The organism is Mycolicibacterium lacusdiani, from assembly GCF_021916785.1.
GTDB lineage: Bacteria > Actinomycetota > Actinomycetes > Mycobacteriales > Mycobacteriaceae > Mycobacterium > Mycobacterium lacusdiani.
The window spans coordinates 346,977-364,264 of the sequence record NZ_JAKCFC010000004.1; the positions used below are offsets into that span (position 1 = coordinate 346,977).

At 66.3% G+C, this 17,288-nt stretch carries 16 protein-coding genes; 9 read left to right on the forward strand and 7 right to left on the reverse strand.

Translation table 11 applies throughout. The features are described from left to right. Positions 1-6 precede the first annotated feature (6 nt). The gene (locus LOK44_RS15285; RefSeq protein ID WP_237571188.1) at positions 7-723 is read right to left on the reverse strand and encodes a DUF1906 domain-containing protein; all 717 of its coding nucleotides are present in this window, start codon (positions 721-723) and stop codon (positions 7-9) included. 340 nt (positions 724-1,063) lie between these two features. On the opposite strand from LOK44_RS15285, the gene LOK44_RS15290 reads away from it, so the two are divergent. Continuing rightward, positions 1,064-1,354 (forward strand): SDR family oxidoreductase, encoded by a 291-nt coding sequence (locus LOK44_RS15290; protein WP_237570897.1) that lies wholly within the window; start codon positions 1,064-1,066, stop codon positions 1,352-1,354. 12 nt (positions 1,355-1,366) lie between these two features. Here the strand turns inward: LOK44_RS15290 and LOK44_RS15295 are convergent, their stop codons facing one another. Continuing rightward, positions 1,367-1,987 (reverse strand): TetR/AcrR family transcriptional regulator, encoded by a 621-nt coding sequence (locus LOK44_RS15295; RefSeq protein WP_237570898.1) that lies wholly within the window; start codon positions 1,985-1,987, stop codon positions 1,367-1,369. 146 nt (positions 1,988-2,133) lie between these two features. Here LOK44_RS15295 and LOK44_RS15300 point away from each other — a divergent pair, with 146 nt between their 5' ends. The 3 genes from LOK44_RS15300 to LOK44_RS15310 are packed head-to-tail and all read left to right on the forward strand — an operon-like array spanning position 2,134 to position 6,134. Then, positions 2,134-3,378 (forward strand): FAD-dependent monooxygenase, encoded by a 1,245-nt coding sequence (locus tag LOK44_RS15300; RefSeq protein ID WP_237570899.1) that lies wholly within the window; start codon positions 2,134-2,136, stop codon positions 3,376-3,378. Between the two features lie 44 nt (positions 3,379-3,422). Beyond that, the gene (locus LOK44_RS15305) at positions 3,423-4,805 is read left to right on the forward strand and encodes an MFS transporter (RefSeq protein WP_237570900.1); all 1,383 of its coding nucleotides are present in this window, start codon (positions 3,423-3,425) and stop codon (positions 4,803-4,805) included. Positions 4,806-4,862: 57 nt separating this feature from the next. Then, a complete protein-coding gene (locus LOK44_RS15310) occupies positions 4,863-6,134 on the forward strand; it encodes a threonine/serine exporter family protein (protein WP_237570901.1) in 1,272 nt (423 codons plus the stop codon). Positions 6,135-6,159: 25 nt separating this feature from the next. On the opposite strand, the gene LOK44_RS15315 is transcribed toward LOK44_RS15310, so the two are convergent. Further along, positions 6,160-6,855, reverse strand: coding sequence for a helix-turn-helix domain-containing protein (locus tag LOK44_RS15315; protein ID WP_237570902.1), 696 nt, complete (start codon positions 6,853-6,855; stop codon positions 6,160-6,162). Further along, positions 6,846-7,970, reverse strand: a complete 1,125-nt coding sequence (locus LOK44_RS15320; RefSeq protein WP_237570903.1) for a substrate-binding domain-containing protein — start codon at positions 7,968-7,970, stop codon at positions 6,846-6,848. Before LOK44_RS15320 ends, LOK44_RS15315 begins: the two co-directional genes overlap by 10 nt. Positions 7,971-8,286: 316 nt before the next feature. On the opposite strand from LOK44_RS15320, the gene LOK44_RS15325 reads away from it, so the two are divergent. Genes LOK44_RS15325 through LOK44_RS15345 form a run of 5 tightly spaced genes read left to right on the forward strand, consistent with a single transcriptional unit; the run spans position 8,287 to position 13,758 of the window. Continuing rightward, positions 8,287-9,333: an autoinducer 2 ABC transporter substrate-binding protein gene (locus tag LOK44_RS15325; RefSeq protein ID WP_237570904.1), complete on the forward strand. Its 1,047-nt coding sequence runs from the start codon at positions 8,287-8,289 to the stop codon at positions 9,331-9,333. A gap of 32 nt (positions 9,334-9,365) precedes the next feature. Next, positions 9,366-10,874: a sugar ABC transporter ATP-binding protein gene (locus LOK44_RS15330; protein WP_237570905.1), complete on the forward strand. Its 1,509-nt coding sequence runs from the start codon at positions 9,366-9,368 to the stop codon at positions 10,872-10,874. Next, the gene (locus LOK44_RS15335) at positions 10,871-11,875 is read left to right on the forward strand and encodes an ABC transporter permease (protein WP_237570906.1); all 1,005 of its coding nucleotides are present in this window, start codon (positions 10,871-10,873) and stop codon (positions 11,873-11,875) included. The genes LOK44_RS15330 and LOK44_RS15335 overlap by 4 nt, the downstream gene beginning before the upstream one ends. After that, positions 11,872-12,954: an ABC transporter permease gene (locus tag LOK44_RS15340; protein WP_237570907.1), complete on the forward strand. Its 1,083-nt coding sequence runs from the start codon at positions 11,872-11,874 to the stop codon at positions 12,952-12,954. Before LOK44_RS15335 ends, LOK44_RS15340 begins: the two co-directional genes overlap by 4 nt. A gap of 36 nt (positions 12,955-12,990) precedes the next feature. Then, positions 12,991-13,758: an SDR family oxidoreductase gene (locus tag LOK44_RS15345; RefSeq protein WP_237570908.1), complete on the forward strand. Its 768-nt coding sequence runs from the start codon at positions 12,991-12,993 to the stop codon at positions 13,756-13,758. A 21-nt stretch (positions 13,759-13,779) separates the two neighbouring features. On the opposite strand, the gene LOK44_RS15350 is transcribed toward LOK44_RS15345, so the two are convergent. The 3 genes from LOK44_RS15350 to LOK44_RS15360 form a co-directional block, all read right to left on the reverse strand. Then, positions 13,780-15,183 (reverse strand): GntP family permease, encoded by a 1,404-nt coding sequence (locus LOK44_RS15350; RefSeq protein WP_237570909.1) that lies wholly within the window; start codon positions 15,181-15,183, stop codon positions 13,780-13,782. Positions 15,184-15,251: 68 nt separating this feature from the next. After that, positions 15,252-16,214, reverse strand: coding sequence for a 3-hydroxyacyl-CoA dehydrogenase family protein (locus LOK44_RS15355; RefSeq protein WP_237570910.1), 963 nt, complete (start codon positions 16,212-16,214; stop codon positions 15,252-15,254). Between the two features lie 22 nt (positions 16,215-16,236). After that, complete coding sequence (locus tag LOK44_RS15360; protein WP_237570911.1) at positions 16,237-17,157, reverse strand: sugar phosphate isomerase/epimerase family protein; 921 nt, start codon at positions 17,155-17,157, stop codon at positions 16,237-16,239. Positions 17,158-17,288 lie beyond the last annotated feature (131 nt).

The window sequence follows — 17,288 nt, forward strand, 5'->3', positions numbered from 1 at the left end:
TGGCCCTTACGGGTGCAGGCTCCACTGGCCGACGTCGGGGGCCAGTACGTCGTTGACGTCGACGCGGATGCCGCCGACCACCGGTCCCGGGTTCGACGCGGTGTCGATGATGCGCTGGTAGAGCACGGCGCCGGGGTATATCTGACCGCCGGACCATGACCGGGTCTGCCAGGCCCACACGCGGCCGGGTGTACTCGACCTTCCGATGACACCGTCGGCAACGGCCCACTGGCAGGCCCTGATGCCTCCGTAGATTCCGGTGCGTAGCTCGCCGATCACCGAATTGATTCCGCGGAACCATGGCAGCACGACGTTGTTCCACGTTTCGCGGTCGACGTCGTCGTCGACGCTGAAGTAGATGGGGGCGCTCTGGCCGCCGCCGGCCGCGGTGTGCAACTGCCAGGCCGTGCGTGCATCGGCGACGCCGCCGGGGAAACCGCGGGTGAAGTCCGACGGCGCCGTCCCGCCCGGCTTGCCGTACTGGAAGTTGCTGACGATCGCCAAACCGGCCGCGGCCAGCGTTCGTGCATAGGGCAGGGTGATCGGTTTCGCGCCGAACGACGAACCGGGGCGCGAGGTCGAGACGTAGTTGATGACGCCGGCGTGCCCCGCCGCGCGAATGTCCTCAGCCGGGATCTGGCGCATGGCGAAGTCGATCAGCGTAGAGCCCGCGGCCGCGGCCGGGGGCGCGAAGACACTCGCCGCAGCGCCGAGCCCAGCCATCGCCGACGCTGCGGTGGCGTAGCGCAGGGCGTCACGCCGGGATATCGGCACGGGGCGATGTTAACAATGGGACCGATGTGACTAGTGTATTGAGCGGTGCGCATGTCGCAGTCGAGGCCGCACCGTGACCCGGCGAGGCAACGTCACCGACGTTTGAGATCCTTCGAGTTCGTCGCCAGTACTTCGTCGGACAGTTCGGGATCGGCCTCGGCGCAGTCCGTGACCACACCCGTCGTAGCTCCCACAGTGCTCTTCACCCCCAGGGGTTCGATCGTCAACGTGTGCTCGGCGGTGACACTGAGCCCGCGCCGATGCTGCACTATGCAGCGCGAAGGCCGCCTTGGCCACCTACGCCACGGGCCTGGCGGCGGAAGCCGGCCCGCGTGGTGTGCGAGTCAACACCGTCACTCCCGGCAACGTCGCTTCGCCGGGTGCCGATGCCATTCGACGAGCGATCGTCGACGCCGTGGGTGCGGATTCCGCGGAGGCCGGAGGCATCGCGATCCCGCTCGGCCGGTTGGGTGAAGCGTCGGACATCGCCGAAGCCATCGCACACCTCGCCTCCGACCGCGCGGCCTGGATCACCGCCAGCAATCTCGTCGTCGATGGCGGCCAGGTGCAGACCAGGTGACTGCTCTCCCCGCTAAGACCGCGCCACCGAGCCCGCGCCGCGTCCGAAGTTCGTCGCCAGTGGCAGGAAGACGTCGTCGACGATCTCTTCTATTCGCTTCCGTGGCACCGCGGCCATGGTCATGAACAGCTCGTGGCGCAGCAGATCGGCTGGCAGCGAGACGATTCGAGTCGGCGGCACGGCCGCTAGTTCACCCCGGTGGACCGCACGCTCGACGATCGTCTCCATGGCGCTCGGTCCGTCGCTCGTGAACAGCGCGCGTAGCTGCTGCGGCGATCCGCCTGCCTCGTCGAAGTAGGCGCCGAACAGCGCCGCGAATCCACCGATGATCCGCGACCGCCGATCGTTGAAGTCGGTCAGGACTGCCAGTACGTCGCCGCGCAGTGACCCGGTGTCGGGTGTGGCGATCGCGTCGACGGTGCCCCGGTGGCGTATCACCGCCTCCAGCAGCTCAGTGCGAGTTGGCCAGCGCCGATACAGCACCGATCGAGCAGTTGCCGACCTCGCGGCGACCGCGTCGATGGTGAAGCGTCCGTAGCCGGCCTCGATGAGTTGATCCCATCCCGCGTCCAGGATCGCCGTTTCCAGTGCGGCACCGCGACGCCGCTGCCCGGCCGGCGATTTAGAAGACACTTGCGTAGCTTATCGCACGCGGCTAGCCTGCCTGAATAAGCAACACCCATGTATCTAACGTGGTTGGGTAGACCAGCCGTCCGCCCTCACGCCCTGGATGTGCGCGTGCGAAAGCTGATCTCTGCGAATGTCTTTGGAGGGCCACCATGACGACCCGCACCGCACTCATCTCCGGAGCGAGCGTCGCCGGACCCGTGCTTGCCTACTGGCTGTCCGAGGCTGGCTGGGAGGTCACGGTCGTCGAACGTGCTGACCGACTCCGCACGAGTGGCTACCCCGTCGACGTTCGCGGCACCGCAGTCGACGTCATCCGCCGCATGGGTGTCTACGGCGAGATCACCGAGCAGCGGTACCGCCACGTCCCGGTCCAACTGCTGGCTCCGTCGGGGAGACGCCTGTGCACGCTGGACTACGGCAACCTGATCGGCTCATCGAGCAGCGACGACGTCGAACTCACCCGAGGCGTCCTCAGCGAAATCCTGTACGGCGCAACGAACGATCGGGTGGACTACGTCTTCGCCGACGCGATCGCCACGCTGTCCGACGCCGACGTCGGGATCGACGTCACCTTCGGTCACCGGCGGTCCGAGACGTTCGACGTGGTGGTGGGCGCCGACGGCATCCACTCCAACGTGCGCTCTCTCGCCATGGGCGACGGAAGTCGCTACCTCCACCATCTCGGCCCCTATGCCGCGGTCTGGGATCTGCCGACCGACCTCTTCGAGCCGGGAACCGGCTTCTTCTACTCACACCCAGGGCGGACCGTCCTGGTCGAGCGTCCATCCGACGGTGCCCCTGCTCGAGCCTTCCTGACCTTCGTCCACTCCGCACCCGGCACTGTCGACACGCACGACCGCGACGACGTGCTCGCCACGCTTCACGGCGCGTTCGTCGGCGACCGTTGGCGCACAGGCGAAGTCATCGACGCCCTCGTCGACGCCGATGACGTTTACTTCGACACGGTCAGCCAGGTCCGCATGGACAGCTGGTACTCCGGCCGCGTCGCGCTCGTCGGCGACGCCGCGTACGCCCCGGCGTTCCTGTCCGGTCAAGGCACGAGCATCGCGATCGCTGGCGCGTACGTCCTGGCCAGTGAACTCGTCGCCCACGATCGGCCCGAGCAGGCCTTCGCTGCCTATCAGCTGCGACTACGCAGCTACGTGAAGAAGAACCAAGACCTGGCTTTGCGCACGGACGGCACAGTACTCGCGCGCACCAGCGGCCAACTGCTACGCCGAAACCTCAAGCTCTGTGCGGTCCCGCTATTGCAGCGCCTCGGTCTCGTCGGCCTATTGCAGGCGAAACTCCGCACCGCAGCCGATGATTTGACGCTATCGGATCGCGACCTCCGCGGTGCGGCCCATCACCTCGGCAGCGGCACTGCTCGATGACCCGGGCGCTGAACGGTTCTCTCCGCGACGTCCGAACGCGTCGCTTGAGCAAGCGACTCGTCGTCTGGGCGGCTGTCCTCACGTCCGCCAACGTCGTCGCCGACGTGGTCATCGGCTCGCCGATGATGGTCATGCCTCAATTGCAGAACCACTTCGACACCGATCAGGCCGCCTGGTTCAACGCGAGCGCCATGTTGGCCGGCGCCATCTGGTCACCTCTGCTCGCCAAGAGCGCCGACGTCTACGGCAAGCGCCGCGTACTCGTCGGCACGCTGCTGCTGGCGTGCGCGGGGGCCTTGCTCTGCCTCGCTGCTCCCAACCTCTGGATCTTCCTGGGAGGCCGCTTCCTCCAGGGCGCCGCATTCGCCGCCGTCTTCCTGACCGTCGCCCTCGTCATGCAGATCTGCACGGCACGGCTCGCGATGGCCTTGGTCGGGCTCGTGACATCCAGCTCATCCATCGTCGGCGTCATCGAGCCCTTCCTGATGAAGCCGATCATCGACGCGTTCGGATTTCGAGGCGTATTCGCGGTCGCGGCGCTGCTCGCCGCCATCGCCGCCGTCGGGGTTCGCATCGTCATCCCCGAGTCGCCCGTCCGGAGTACGGGGAGGATCGACGTGGCGGGAGCGCTGCTGCTCGGTGTCGGCCTGGGTGCGGTCCTCGCCTACATCAGTCTCGGCGGTGATCGGGGATGGCTGTCCTCGGGCATGGCAGTGCTACTCGTCGTCGGCGTCCTCGTGTTGAGCGGCTGGACGATTCACGTGCTGCGCGTCGAGGATCCCGTCATCGACGTCCGGGCACTCGCACGTCCGATCCTGCTCGCGCTGATGACGCTGATCCTCGCCGCTGGTTCGTTTCGGAGCATGCTGCAACTCGTCGGCATCGTCGCCTACGTACCGTCAGAACTCGGCCTCGGCTACGGGCTGGGCGACGGCGAGGCGGTTGCCGCTCTGTTCGGCGCGGCGAACCTCGGCATCGCCGTCGGCGGTATCGGAGCCGGATGGCTCGCCGGCAGGATCGGCCCGGCGTGGCCACTGCTCGGCGGCATCGTCCTCGGGGCGGCCGCAACCTTCGCGATGATCGCTGGCATATCGGCGCCCCCGCTGGCCGTCGCGTGTAGCGGCGTGCTCGGTATGGCCGCCGGCGCGATCGCGGCCTCCGGCTACAACCTCGCGACCAGCCTCGCAGAACCTGACCGGCAAGGCACGACAGCAGGTTTGGTGTCGGTCGTCGTCGCGCTCGGCTCAGTCGTCTTCACGTTCCTAGGCGCCGAAGTGCTCAAGGCGTCTCGCGTTCCCGACGTCATCGCCGACGGGGCCCCGGTCAGCACGGCGACCGGCGTGCACGTCTACATCGCGTTGGCGGGGCTGCTCTTCGTCCTAGCCGCTATTCCCGCGTTCGCCCTGGCTCGCAGTGCTCGTCGCTGACGAATCGTGCGGCTCGAATGAAGCGGTCATCCGGTCTCGACCTGGCAGAGTGACGCCGTGTCTGAAGACGACGACGCCGTCCGCGCCCTCCTGGCCTATCTGGGCGCCGCAATGGTGGCAACGGGGCAGCCGGTCAGCGACGTGGAGGATGATCTGACCCGGGTGGGCGCCAGGCTGGGCTACCCCGGGATCCAGATCGCCGCATCGCCGACCGGGGTCATCTTGAACCTCGCCAGCGGCAGCGCGGCGACGTTCGAGTCGGTCCAGGGCGGCCTGCGTCTCGATCAGGCCGCCGAGGTTCGCAGGATCCGTCATCGCTTGTCGCAGTTGGACCTCTCGGTGCCTCAAGCCACCGAGGAACTGCTCGCTCTACGCCTCCGACCACCTCGATATCCGCAGTGGCTGGCCAACCTTGGCTGGATCGCGATCGCCACGGGAATCGCTCTCATCCTGCAGCCCGGCGGGGCCAATGTCGCGTTCGCAGCCGCGGGGGCCGTCGTGGTCGTCGCCCTCTTTCGACTGGGGCAGCGGTTCGCCCTCATCGCGACGCTGCTACCGACGCTTGCGGCCTTCCTTCTGGCGTGCGGGGTCTTCGCCGCCGCCAACGCCGACTGGTTGGATGGACCCCTGCGCACCCTGTTGCCGCCGCTGGCCGTGTTGTTGCCCGGCGCGTTGATCGTCACGGCGATGTCGGAGCTGGCAGCGGGTGACATGGTGGCCGGAGCGTCGCGGCTGACGTTCGGGCTGGTCCAGTTGCTCCTGTTCACCCTCGGCATCGTCGCGGCCAGCCACGTGATCGCGCTTCCGACATCGGAATTGGCCAATCTCCGCGTCGACACACTTGGGTGGTGGGCCGCGCCGCTGGGGTTGATTCTCATCAGCATCGGAATCGGCGTCTTGGAGAGCCCGCCGGTGCGACTGTTGCCCTGGATCACCGTCGTATTGAGCTGCGCATTTGCCGCCCAGAGTCTCGGACAACACGTCAGTGGTGCGGTGCTCGGCAGTTTCCTGGGCGCTGTCAGTGCCAGCCTGGGTTCGTCACTCGTCGAGGCAGTGCGTCCGAACCTCCCGCGGCTGGTGGTCTTTCTGCCGGCATTCTGGCTGCTCGTCCCAGGCAGCCTCGGTCTGCTCTCCACAACCGCCCTGGTCACCAATCCCGTAGGTGGCGGGGAGAATGCGTTGGAGGTGGCGACGGTGGTGTGTGCGATCGCGGCTGAACTCCTGGTCGGAGAAGCCGTCGCCCGGTCGTTCGGCGGTGCCCTGCGCAGCCTGCGGCGTGGCTACCCGTTGCGCAGCCGCGGTCGGCAGGGCCGAAGCCTCCTACGCTGAGACACCAGCTTCGCCGAACGCCGTATCAGTAGTCGATGGCCGCAGCGTGGAGCGCGCCGCTGGCCCTGCGAGCGGCCGACTCGCCGAGTTGGTCTGGTACGTGCATGGTCAGCGCGAGGCGGGTTCCCTTCACGGCGCAGGCGAACTGCCTCCCGATGGCCACCGAGCGCGATTCGTAGACGCGTCGCGGACGGGCTGGCCGCAGAGCGAGGGTGGCCCGCACGTCGTCGTCGCCGAGCCCGAGGTGGCCGGCTGCCGACCGGATCATCTGGGTTGCCTCTGCCAATGGCATCGACGCCAGAATGGCGGCAGCTCCGGCGCAGTCGGCTGCGCTCGCGCGCTGACCTGGTCGCGGCGTCAACGGCAGCGGCTGCCTGCCCGGGTGGACGTCGACGAAGATCGCCCGGTCACCGAAGAGGTGAATCAGCGAGACCGTGTGCCCATCGAGTTCTGTCGTAGCGCAAGCCCGAAACACGCGATGCACGACACCGGCGGGATCAGAGAGGCTGAGCCACCGACCTCCCGCTCGCAGAACACCGTTCGCACCCCGCACGACGAATCCGACGTCCTGCAAGGTGTCAAGCAGGTCGGCGATCGAACTCTTGGGCAGTCCGACCCGCGCGCTCAATTCGGCCGGGGTGTTGGCGGTGCCCGACGAGACGGCGTCGAGGATCTTCGCGCCGCGATGAACCGCTGGACTGCGAGGCGCGTCTATCCCCATGGCTGATAGTCCGTTGCGTTGTCCGCATCGATCAGTCGTGGCGCGAGGTAGACGGACGTCCGAGGTATCCGTGCACCTCGGTGGAGGGCCGTGCCGATTTCCATTGCCGCTTGCACCAGGGCTTTCGGATCCTGTGTTGCCGTGGCGACGATCGGCCCACCACTCCGGATCTCTTCGACTGCGCCTCTTGCGCCGTCGACACCGACGATGGGCAGGAAGAGTCCTCTGCTCCGCAGTACTCGCGAAATGCCGATGGCGATCTGGTCGTTGCTCGCAAAGAAGCCGTCGACCTCGGGATGGCTCTCGAGGACTTCCTCGGCGGCGCGCTGTCCCGAAGGCGCGTTCAGTTCGCCATAGCTGGTAGCGACGACCTCGACATCGGGGTGCCGGGACATGGCGGCGAGGCAGCCGGCGATGCGGTCCGAATTGGCGGTGATCGGTATCCCGCCCACTACGGCAACGCGTCCGCGTCCGCCGAGCGCACGTGCCAGTGCACCCCCCGCCAGCGAGCCGGCCTTCGTGTTGTCCGTCGCCACCACGGCATCGGCTCCGCTGACGGCAGAGCCGATGGCCACCACCGGAATCCGCGCCGCGCGCGCACGGTCGCATGCCTCTTCCAGGCCTTCGGTCGCAACGGGTTCGATGAGGATCAAATCCATTGCCCGATCCACGAACTCGCATACCCGACGAGACTGCTCGAGAGTGTCTTCGCCAGCGGTGTGGACGTGTAGCCGCGCCTCGAGGCGCGTTGCTTCGTCACGCAGCGCACCTATCTCGGCGAGGAAGAAGCTCTCGTCGAGTGGGTAACTGAAGCCGATGTCGTGAATCGGCCACGACTGCGCCCTTGCGGTCGAGCCGAACTCGTAGACGCGCGGCCCCAGCGTGTACGTGCCGTCCACACCTCGGGCGAGCAGGTTCTCACTGGTGAGCGCGTGGCAGATCCGCATCACGCTGCTCTTCGGAAAGCCGGTCGCCTCTGCGAGTTCGGCGAGGGCCATCGGGCGTTCGGCGTCGCAGATGCCCTGCAAGATGCTCGCCGCACGCGTCAACGCCGGGACGCGTCCGCGGGTGACGGGAGGAAGGGCGTGTTCCGCCCCGACCGCAGGGTCGGTCATCGAGTCACCTTAACCGACGTGCCGAGGCCGACGCCTGCGAACTCGTCGCCGAATCCGCCTTCGTCGCTGCGCATTCGAATACGGACGTGGTGTGGTGCGGGGGGCCCCAACGACCTCTGAGGGCAAGACCGGGACTTGTTGACAAGGTCACAGCGCGCTGCTTAATGTGTGTTTCATCACTCGGCGGTTGGTTCGACATATGAAACGGACCAGCCAGATGCCACTTGCCTGGGGCTCCCATGCAGGTGTGCGTGGTCGGCGTCGACATGGTGCTGATCCGCGGTTCGAAGCCCATGTCGTCGAAGGAGATACCGTGGTGACTTCCCAGCGTGTCGTCGGTGCGATCAGCGTGGTTCTCGCCCTCACCATGGTCACGGGCGGGTGTACCAAGAAGGACTCGGCCGCACCCGCTTCCTCCGGCGACAGCAGCGCAGCACAGGACTCGGGCGGTGCCGTGAAGGTCGCCTTCGTGCCGAAGCTGCAGGGATCGCCCTACTTCGAGGCCATGGACACCGGCGCCAAGCAAGCGGCGACCGAACTCGGCGACGTCGAGTGGCTCTACCAGGGGCCGACGTCGGCAGATGCTGCCGCTCAGGCGCAGGTCGTCCGTTCCTTCATCCAGCAGAAGGTGGACGTACTGGTCGTCGCGCCGAACGACCCCGACTCGATGGCGCCGTTGATGAAGCAGGCGCAGGACGCCGGCATCAAGGTGATGACCGCCGACACCGACGCGCCCAACTCGGTCCGTGAGGCGTTCATCAACCAGGCCACCGCCGAGGGGATCGGCAACACCACTGCGGAGACGCTCATGAAGGCGATGGGCGGAAAGGGCAAGTGGGCCATCGTGTCCTGCGGAGAGACGGCCGAGAACCTGAACTCCTGGATCGCGGCGGAGAAGGCCTACGTGTCGGCCAAGTACCCGGAGGCCGAACTCGTCGACGTCGTGTACTCGGGTGAAGATCAGGCCAAGGGCACGCAGATGGCCACCGACCTGATGAGCGCCCACCCGGATCTGACGGGTCTGCTCGGTCAGTGCACGACCTCGGCGGTCGGCGTCGCCCAAGCCGTGAAGGACGCGGGCAAGATCGGGCAGGTGTTCTCCGTCGGGATCGGCACGCCGAAGTCGATGAAGCCCTACCTCGAAGACGGCTCCTCATCGGGGTCGATCCTCTGGAACGTGCAGAATCTGGGATACCTCACGGCGTGGGCCGGACAGCAGATCGCGCAGGGCAAGCCGTTCGAGGCCACCAACGAGGTCAGCGATGCGATGCCCGACGTCAAGTGGGACGAGGCGAGCAAGACGCTGGTCCTCGGTGACCCGCTGTTGATCACCACCGAGAACGTCGACCAGTTCGATTACTGACCACCGGGGATCCCTCGTTCAGTGAGGTCGTCATGTCACAACCGAGGCTGACGCTGCGCGGACTGGTCAAGAGCTACGGTGCGGTCAAGGCCATCCGGCACGCCGACTTCGAAGTCCGGTCCGGCGAGGTGCACGCGCTGGTGGGAGAGAACGGCGCGGGCAAGTCGACGCTGATCAGGATCATCTCGGGCGCCACGACGCCGGACTCGGGCACGATCACTCATGACGATGTGCCAGTGACGATTTCGTCGACCGTCGATGCGATCGCGCTGGGCATCGCCACGGTGTACCAGGAACCGCAACTCTTCGCGGAACTGACCGTGGCCGAGAACGTCTTCATGGGCCGCGAGATCGTCAAGGGCGGCCGCGTCGACTGGGCTGCCCAGAACGAACGGGTCGCCGGCCTGTTGAAGGCTCTCGATCTGCCTGCGAAGCTGACGACTGCGACTGTCGGTGACCTCCCCGTCGCCACTCAGCAGCAGGTGTCGATCGCCAAGGCGCTGGCGGGCGAGGCCCGTGTGCTCATCCTCGACGAGCCGTCGGCCATTCTGACCGACGCCGAGATCGACGTCTTGTTCGGGATCATCCGGCGCCTCGCCGACGACGGTGTGTCGATCGTGTACATCTCCCATCGGCTGGACGAGGTCGTCAAGATCGCCGATCGGGTCACGGTCATGCGCGACGGGAGCACCATCGGCACCTACGCGATGACGGACATGACGGTGCGACGAATGGCCGAACTGATGGTGGGCGAGGCACTTTCGGAACACTCCGGGCCCCGCTCGACCGCACCGGGAGACGTGGTGCTCGAGCTGAAGTCACTGGCCCGCGCCGGATCGTTCCACGACGTGAGTCTCCAGCTGCGAGCCGGCGAAATCCTCGGGCTGTACGGTCTCGTGGGCTCCGGTGTGGCGGAGATCGCCGAGTGCATCCATGGACTGGCGAAGACCAGCGGTGGCGAGATCGTCGTCGAGGGCCGCGCGGTCGCTCCGCGATCACCGCGCGAGGCCGCCGACGCGGGTATCGCGCTACTGCCCGCCAACCGCAAGACCGAAGGGATGTTCTCCTTCCAGTCCATCGCCTTCAACGTGTCGATCGGCCACCTCCGCCGGTTGTCGCTCGGCAGGGCCTTCGTCGACCGACGCAAGGAACGCACGGTGGTCAAGGACCTCATGAAGCGATTGGCGGTGCGCGCGACCGACGAGAACCAGTCGGTCGGAAACCTATCCGGAGGAAATGCGCAAAAGGTGATGCTTGCAAGGCAACTCGTCGAACGGCCGACGCTCCTGCTGCTCGCCGAACCCACCCAAGGCGTAGACATCGGGGCCAAGGAGGAGATCCACCGGATCATCGCCGACCTCGCCGACAACGGCACGGCGGTGCTGGTCGCCACCTCCGACCTGCAGGAGGCGCAACGCATCACCGATCGGCTGCTCGTCGTCCGGGCGGGCACCATCGCCGCCGAGTTCGGACCCGACGCCCGACAGGCCGACATCCTGGCCGCGGCGGCCGGTGACCGCGAGGGATCGGCGACCGCATGAGCGTCACCACCGACGCCAAGCCGGCGCGCGCTCGCGAACGGGTACTGCCCCCTCCGGTCACACCGGCCGAGATCGTCCTCGTCGCCGTGCTGGTCGTGCTCTGGATCGGACTGGCGGCGGCGACGCCCGCGTTCCTCAGCGCGGGCTCGATCATCCCGCTACTCGTCGAGGTAGCGCCGGTCGCATTGATCGGCATCGGCATGACGTTCGTCATCATCACCGGGGGCATCGACGTCTCGGTGGGCGGCGCGATCATGGTGTGCTCGGTCGTCACCGCCAAGTTGATGCGAGATCAAGCGCTACCCGCGTGGGCTTGCCTCGCCGTGGCGCTCGCGACCGGTGCGGTGCTCGGACTCGTCAACGGTGCGTTGATCGCCTACGGACGCGTGCACGCCATCATCATCACCTTCGGCACGTGGAACGTCTTTCTCTTCGTGGGTCTGCAGATCTTCAATTCGCAACCGGTGAGCGGAATGCCGAACACCCTGGCCTGGTTCGGTCGCGGCGTCGAAGGTCGCACGCTGTCGGTGCCGCACAGCTTCGTCATCATGGTGGTCCTCGCCGCCGTCGCATGGTGGTACTTGCGCCACACGGCAGGCGGGCGCCACTTCTTCGCCGTGGGCGGAGATCCGGTCGCCGCCAGGCTCGCCGGAATCAGGGTGCAGCGCCGCATCCTGATCGCCTACGTGGTCACCGGACTGCTCGTGGGGCTGGCGTCGATCTTCACCCTCGCGAAGGGCACGTCCAGCCTGGATCAGTCCGTCGGGTCCGGTCAGGAACTCGCCGTGATCGCTGCCGTGGTCATCGGCGGAACCTCGATCATGGGTGGGCGCGGGTCGGTGCTGGGCACGGTACTCGGGGCGCTCCTCGTGCAGACCGTGAAGTCAGGGGTCACGCAGCTGGGGTGGCCATCGCAGCTGTCGGATCTGTTCGTCGGGATCTTCATCGTCGTAGCCGTGGGTACGGATCTCCTCCGGCGTCGTGCCAGGAGGAACCCGTGAGCGTCGAGAGTCCTGCGCCCGCGGCGCAGAGGTCGGCCGCACGCCGCCGAATCGACCGCATCGCCGAGGCAGTGCTGACCCAGCGGATCGTGCTGCTCGGAGTCCTGATCGTCATCGTCGTCGGTTGGCTGATGTTCCTGAGCGCCAACGGGTACCTGAACGGCGACTACGACTTCGACTACATGTCCGCCACCCTGATCGACGCGGTTCCGTTGGCACTGTTGGCATTCGCCCAACTCGTCGTCATCGTGTCGGGTCGCGGCGGCATCGACCTGTCAGTCGGTGCCATGGTCTCGTTGGTGGGGATGATCTTCGGATTCGCCTACGGCAAGTGGGGCTGGCCACTGCTCGCCGCCGTGGTGCTCGCCGTCGTCGTGGGTGCGGTGCTCGGTGCCATCAACGGATTCCTCGTCGCCCGCATCGGCTTTCCCGCCCTCATCGCCACCTTGGCGACCTACTACGCCTATCGGTCGATCGCGCTCGTCATCAACGACCAGAAGCCCATCAACAGCACCGAGATTCAGGATCTCTATCCGCTCACCGGCTCGATACGCGTACCCATCATCGGTGACTACATCCCCGACGTCCCACTGGGCGTGTTCACCTTCTTCCTGCCCGTGGTCGTCGTCCTGTGGCTCGCGCTCGAGCGTGGCACCTTCGGCCGCAGGCTGTACGCCGTCGGCACCAATGACGTCGCAGCGCGGTGGGCCGGTGTCGACGTCCCGGGCACGCGGATGCGGGCATACGTGCTCTCCGGCATCCTGTCGGGACTGGTAGCGGTGTACATCACGGCGGAGTTCGCCTCGGCCCGCCCCGACGCCGGCACCGCAGGCAACGGCCTTGCGCTGCCGGCGATCACGATCGCCGTACTGGGTGGAGTCGCGATCACCGGCGGTGTCGGACGACTGGCGGGGGTGCTGCTGGCCACGTTGCTGATCGTGTGGCTCAACGCCGGCATCATCCTGTACTTCGAGGGCAACACCGGTACGCAGTTCCAACTGCTGGCCCTGGGTGTGGTGCTCGTCCTGTCCGCACTCCTCAACGGCTTCACCACGCGAAGATTCAGCGGCAGCGACTGATTCGGCGCCTCCCGCCCACGAAACGAAGGAAACATCATGACAGTGCTCGACGCCTTCTCGCTGACCGGTAAGCGGGCTCTGGTGACCGGCGGCAATCGCGGTCTCGGGCTGGCATTCGTGCGTGGACTGGCCGAAGCAGGTGCAGAGGTCGTCTTCGTTTCACGTGACGCCGCGCGCAACGCGGCTGCCGTCGATGCCCTGGCCCAGGACGGACTCCGCGTGCAGGCGTTCGAGGTCGACGTCACCTCGCAGGACGGCCCGGATGCGGCGATCACGGGCGCCGTGGAGCGGCTGGGCGGTTTGGACCTCCTGCTCAACAATGCCGGGTTGGCCATTCACAAGCCCGCACTGGAGATCACCGACGAGGAATGGGATCTGGTGTTCGACGTCAACACCCGGTCACTGTGGCGGCTCAGCCAGCGCGCAGGCGCACACATGCGGGAGCACGGTGGCGGCAACATCCTCAACGTCGGTTCGATCAGTTCACTGATCGTCAACCGTCCGCAGTGGCAGCCGTCGTACAACGCGTCGAAGGCCGCCGTGCATCAGCTGACGAAGTCACTGGCTGCCGAGTGGGCGCCGTATGGCATCCGGGTCAATGCGATTGCCCCCGGCTACGTCAAGACGGAGATGGCGCCCGTCGACAGGCCAGAATTTCGGCAGCATTGGATCGAGGACGCACCGATGAAGCGCTACGCGCTACCGGAGGAGATCGCGCCCACCGTCGTCTACATGGCATCGGACGCATCGGCGTTCATGACCGGGGCGGTGGTCGTCATCGATGGCGGCTACACCGTCTACTGACGGCGGGCCCGCGGCGTCCTCTCAGTTCGCGACGACGTAAACCAGTGCAGCGAGACCGAACGACATGAACCCGATGGCGGTCGCGATGACCGTCCAGGTCTTCAACGTGGTCACCGTGTCGAAGCCGCAGAAGCGTCCGATCAGCCAGAAGCCAGAGTCGTTGACGTGTGAGAACGTGATCGAGCCGGCACAGATGGCGACGACGACTGCCGCCAGGGCGACGGCGCCGAGGTTCATCGACGTCACCGCCGGGGCCATGATCGAGCCGGCAGTCGTTGCCGCGACGGTGGCAGAGCCCTGCGCGACCCGGAAGACGATTGCGATCATGAAGCCGGCCAGTATGACGGGCAGGCCAAACGCGTCCAGGCCATCGGCCAGGGTCTTGCCGATGCCCGTCTCGGTGAGAATCCTGCCGAAGGCACCACCGGCACCGGTGATCAGGATGATCGAGCAGACTGGCGCCAACGCATCGTCGACCAGATCCTCCAGCAGACCGCCGATCGGTTCGGCACCGCGCCGACGCCGTGGCACGACGTAGAACAGCACCATCGCCAGCAGGACCGTGATCAGCAGGGCCATCGAGGTCGTGCCGATCAAGCGGGACAGCTGGTAGAAGACGTTGTCTTCGGTCACGGCGCCGTCTGCCTCGAGCGTCGAGAACACCGTATTGAAGAAGATCAGTCCGAGCGGCAGCAACAGGACGAACATGATCGTCCAAAAGCCCGGTCGCTCGTTCTCGGGATAGTCCTTCGGCTCGCCGAGCAGCGTCGGTACCGGCATGTCCGGATAGCGTTTGGCTATCAATAGTCCGAGCCGGTATCCGGCGAGGTACCACGTCGGCAGGCCGACGAGCAGCGCGACGATGACCACCATCCCGATGTCGGCGCCCATCACGGTCGCGGCGGCGGTGGGGCCGGGGTGTGGAGGTGTCAGCGCGTGCATCATCAGGAATGCGCCGATGGAGGGCAGCACGTAGAGCATGAAGGAGCCGCCCAGGCGCCGAGCCACGGCGTAGATGATGGGCAGCATGACGATGAAGCCGGCGTCGAGGAAGATCGGGAACGCGTAGAACAGCGAGGCCACCGCGAGCGCCAGCGGCGCTCTCTTCTCCCCGAACCGCTGCAGCATCCTGTCGGAGAGAGTCTGCGCTCCGCCGGTCATCTCGACGAGCCGGCCGAGTACCGCGCCGAAGCCGACGAGTAGTGCCACAGTGCCGACGGTGTTGCTGAACCCGGCGATGACGACGCTCACGACGTCGCCCATGCTGATGCCTGCGGCGAGGCCGGTCAGGACGCTCACCACGATTAGAGAGAAGAACGCGTGCAGCCTGACCTTGACGATCAGGACTAGCAGTACCGCGATGGCGACGAGGGCGATGATGATGAGCAGGGCGGTGGGCCGCTCCGCGAGGACCACTTCGTCCATGGGATTCCCTTCCAGGTTGACGGGCGCGGGAGGCAGGCGTCACCGACGCCGCTCGATGTGGGGGCTGGTCAGGATCCCTTCGGCGCCGGCCCGAGTTCGCGCAGCAGATCGCCCATGCGTGAATAGGCCTTGTTTCGGTAGGCGATGACGGCTGCCTTCGTCTCGTCGTCGAAGTCGCCCGTCCACCCCTTGCCGTTCTTGGTGCCGTGGCGGCCGGCGTCGACGTTGTCAGTGAGGAGCTTGGGGGTGGCCATGCGTTCACCGAACTCGTTCTCGAGGGTGCGGAATCCCTTGACGTACACGTCGAGTCCGGCTTGATCGGCGATGGCGAACGGGCCGAAGAACCCCAGTCGGAAGCCGAAGGTGGTGCGCACGATGGTGTCGACATCCTCCTTCGTGGCAACGCCCTGCTCGACGATGAGAGTCGCCTCCTTGAGCAGCGCGTACTGCAGGCGGTTCAGCGCCATGCCGGGGGTATCGGCGACTTGAGCGCCCTCGCATCCGGCGCGCACGAGGAGATCCTTGATGGAGTCGATGACCTCCTGGGTAGTCGCCTCGCCGGCGACCAGCTCGACCCCGGGGATGAACGGTGCGGGGTTCGAGAAGTGCACGGTCAGGAACCGCTCGGGGTTGGTGACCGCCTCGACGAGCACCTTGACCGGAATGGTGGAGGTATTGGTGCCGATGATGGTGTCGGCGCGAGCGCTCGCGCAGATGCGCGCCAGGACGTCCTTCTTGACGTCGGGGTCTTCGAAGACGGCCTCCATCACGAAGTCGACGTCGGAGACCGCGTCGTCGAGGCTCTCGACGGCCGTCAGGTTGCCCATGATGGTCTCGGCACTACCCGTATCGAACAGGCCCTGTTCTTCGAATTCCCTTGCCTCTCTGTCCAGCCGCTTGAGGGCCTCCTGGGTGGCATCGACGCTGACGTCGGCGATTCGAACCTGGAAGCCGTTCAGTGCGAGTACCTGGGCGATGCCACCACCCATGTATCCGGCGCCGACGACGGTGACGGTGTTGATCTTGCGCATGCGATGCCCTTCGGATTGGAGGTCAGGCGAGTGCGGACGAGAGAACCTGCTGGATGTACTCCCGGTTTTCGGCGCACACGCCCAAGGAGTCGGAGCCGTAGTGTTCGCAGCAGAATGGCCCGGTGTAGCCGAGTTCGAGTGCAAGACGGATGATCTGGCGATAGTTGATGTATCCGTACTTCAGCGGCAGCGGGGCTGAGCTGTATGCGCCGGTCGCCGGATCGTAGTCACGGGAGTAGTTCTTGATGTGCCAGAAGTTCGAGTAGGGAAGGACTTTGGCGAACATCTCACTGAAGTGGGGCACCGGCCGGTGCAGTCGGATGAGGTTGCCCAGGTCGGGATTGAGACCCACTGCGTCATGGTCGACGTCGCGGACGAAGCGGACGGCCTCGTCCGGTGTTCCGACGTAGGTGTCCTCGTACATCTCGAGGCTCAGTTCGATCCCGTTGGCGCGGGCGTGGTCACCCAGCTCGCGGATGCGTTCCACCGCCAGGTCGCGAAGAGCCGGGTCGTCGACGTGGCCGTCCACCAGCCAGAACCAGATCTGCTCGCTCTGTTCGGGTGTGATCGCCTGCATGAAGCCGGTGTTCACGATCGTGGCACCGAAGGACGGCGCCAGGTCGATGAGGCGGTGTGCGTCGGCGAGATTCTGCGCGCCATTCTCGACGTCGACGACCGAGTTGCGGGTCATGGAGATGGAGGAGATTGCCAGGCCTTCGTCGCGAAGAACGGTGCGGAACTCCTCGACGCGATCATCGGACAGAGCGGCGAGCGGGACCCAGGCATCGGTTGGATCGATGTAGTCGAAGCCCAGCTCGCGGACTTGCCGCAGCTGCGTGGCCCACACGTTGGATGGCGCGTCTTTGATGTGGCCGCCATCGGGTGCTCGATTGCCGAAGCCGAGCATGTTGGCCGCGATCGGCCAACTGTGAGCCGTGTGCACCCTGAGCCTCCATCGTGGTCTATGTCACATGCAGATCACATAGGATATAGGCATTCCGGGCCAATCTGTCAACGCCGGGTAGACTCTCTTTCCTGAGAAGCGCCGTGTCCAGCGACGGCGTGGCGATGTGT

Excerpts from the sequence above, each read along its gene's own strand:
- LOK44_RS15345 (WP_237570908.1), top strand. The coding sequence starts at position 12,991 with ATGACAGTGCTCGACGCCTTCTCGCTGACCGGTAAGCGGGCTCTGGTG.
- LOK44_RS15330 (WP_237570905.1), top strand. The coding sequence starts at position 9,366 with ATGTCACAACCGAGGCTGACGCTGCGCGGACTGGTCAAGAGCTACGGT.
- LOK44_RS15285 (WP_237571188.1), bottom strand. The coding sequence starts at position 723 with ATGGCTGGGCTCGGCGCTGCGGCGAGTGTCTTCGCGCCCCCGGCCGCG.
- LOK44_RS15300 (WP_237570899.1), top strand. The coding sequence starts at position 2,134 with ATGACGACCCGCACCGCACTCATCTCCGGAGCGAGCGTCGCCGGACCC.
- LOK44_RS15320 (WP_237570903.1), bottom strand. The coding sequence starts at position 7,970 with ATGACCGACCCTGCGGTCGGGGCGGAACACGCCCTTCCTCCCGTCACC.
- LOK44_RS15335 (WP_237570906.1), top strand. The coding sequence starts at position 10,871 with ATGAGCGTCACCACCGACGCCAAGCCGGCGCGCGCTCGCGAACGGGTA.
- LOK44_RS15315 (WP_237570902.1), bottom strand. The coding sequence starts at position 6,855 with ATGGGGATAGACGCGCCTCGCAGTCCAGCGGTTCATCGCGGCGCGAAG.
- LOK44_RS15355 (WP_237570910.1), bottom strand. The coding sequence starts at position 16,214 with ATGCGCAAGATCAACACCGTCACCGTCGTCGGCGCCGGATACATGGGT.
- LOK44_RS15350 (WP_237570909.1), bottom strand. The coding sequence starts at position 15,183 with ATGGACGAAGTGGTCCTCGCGGAGCGGCCCACCGCCCTGCTCATCATC.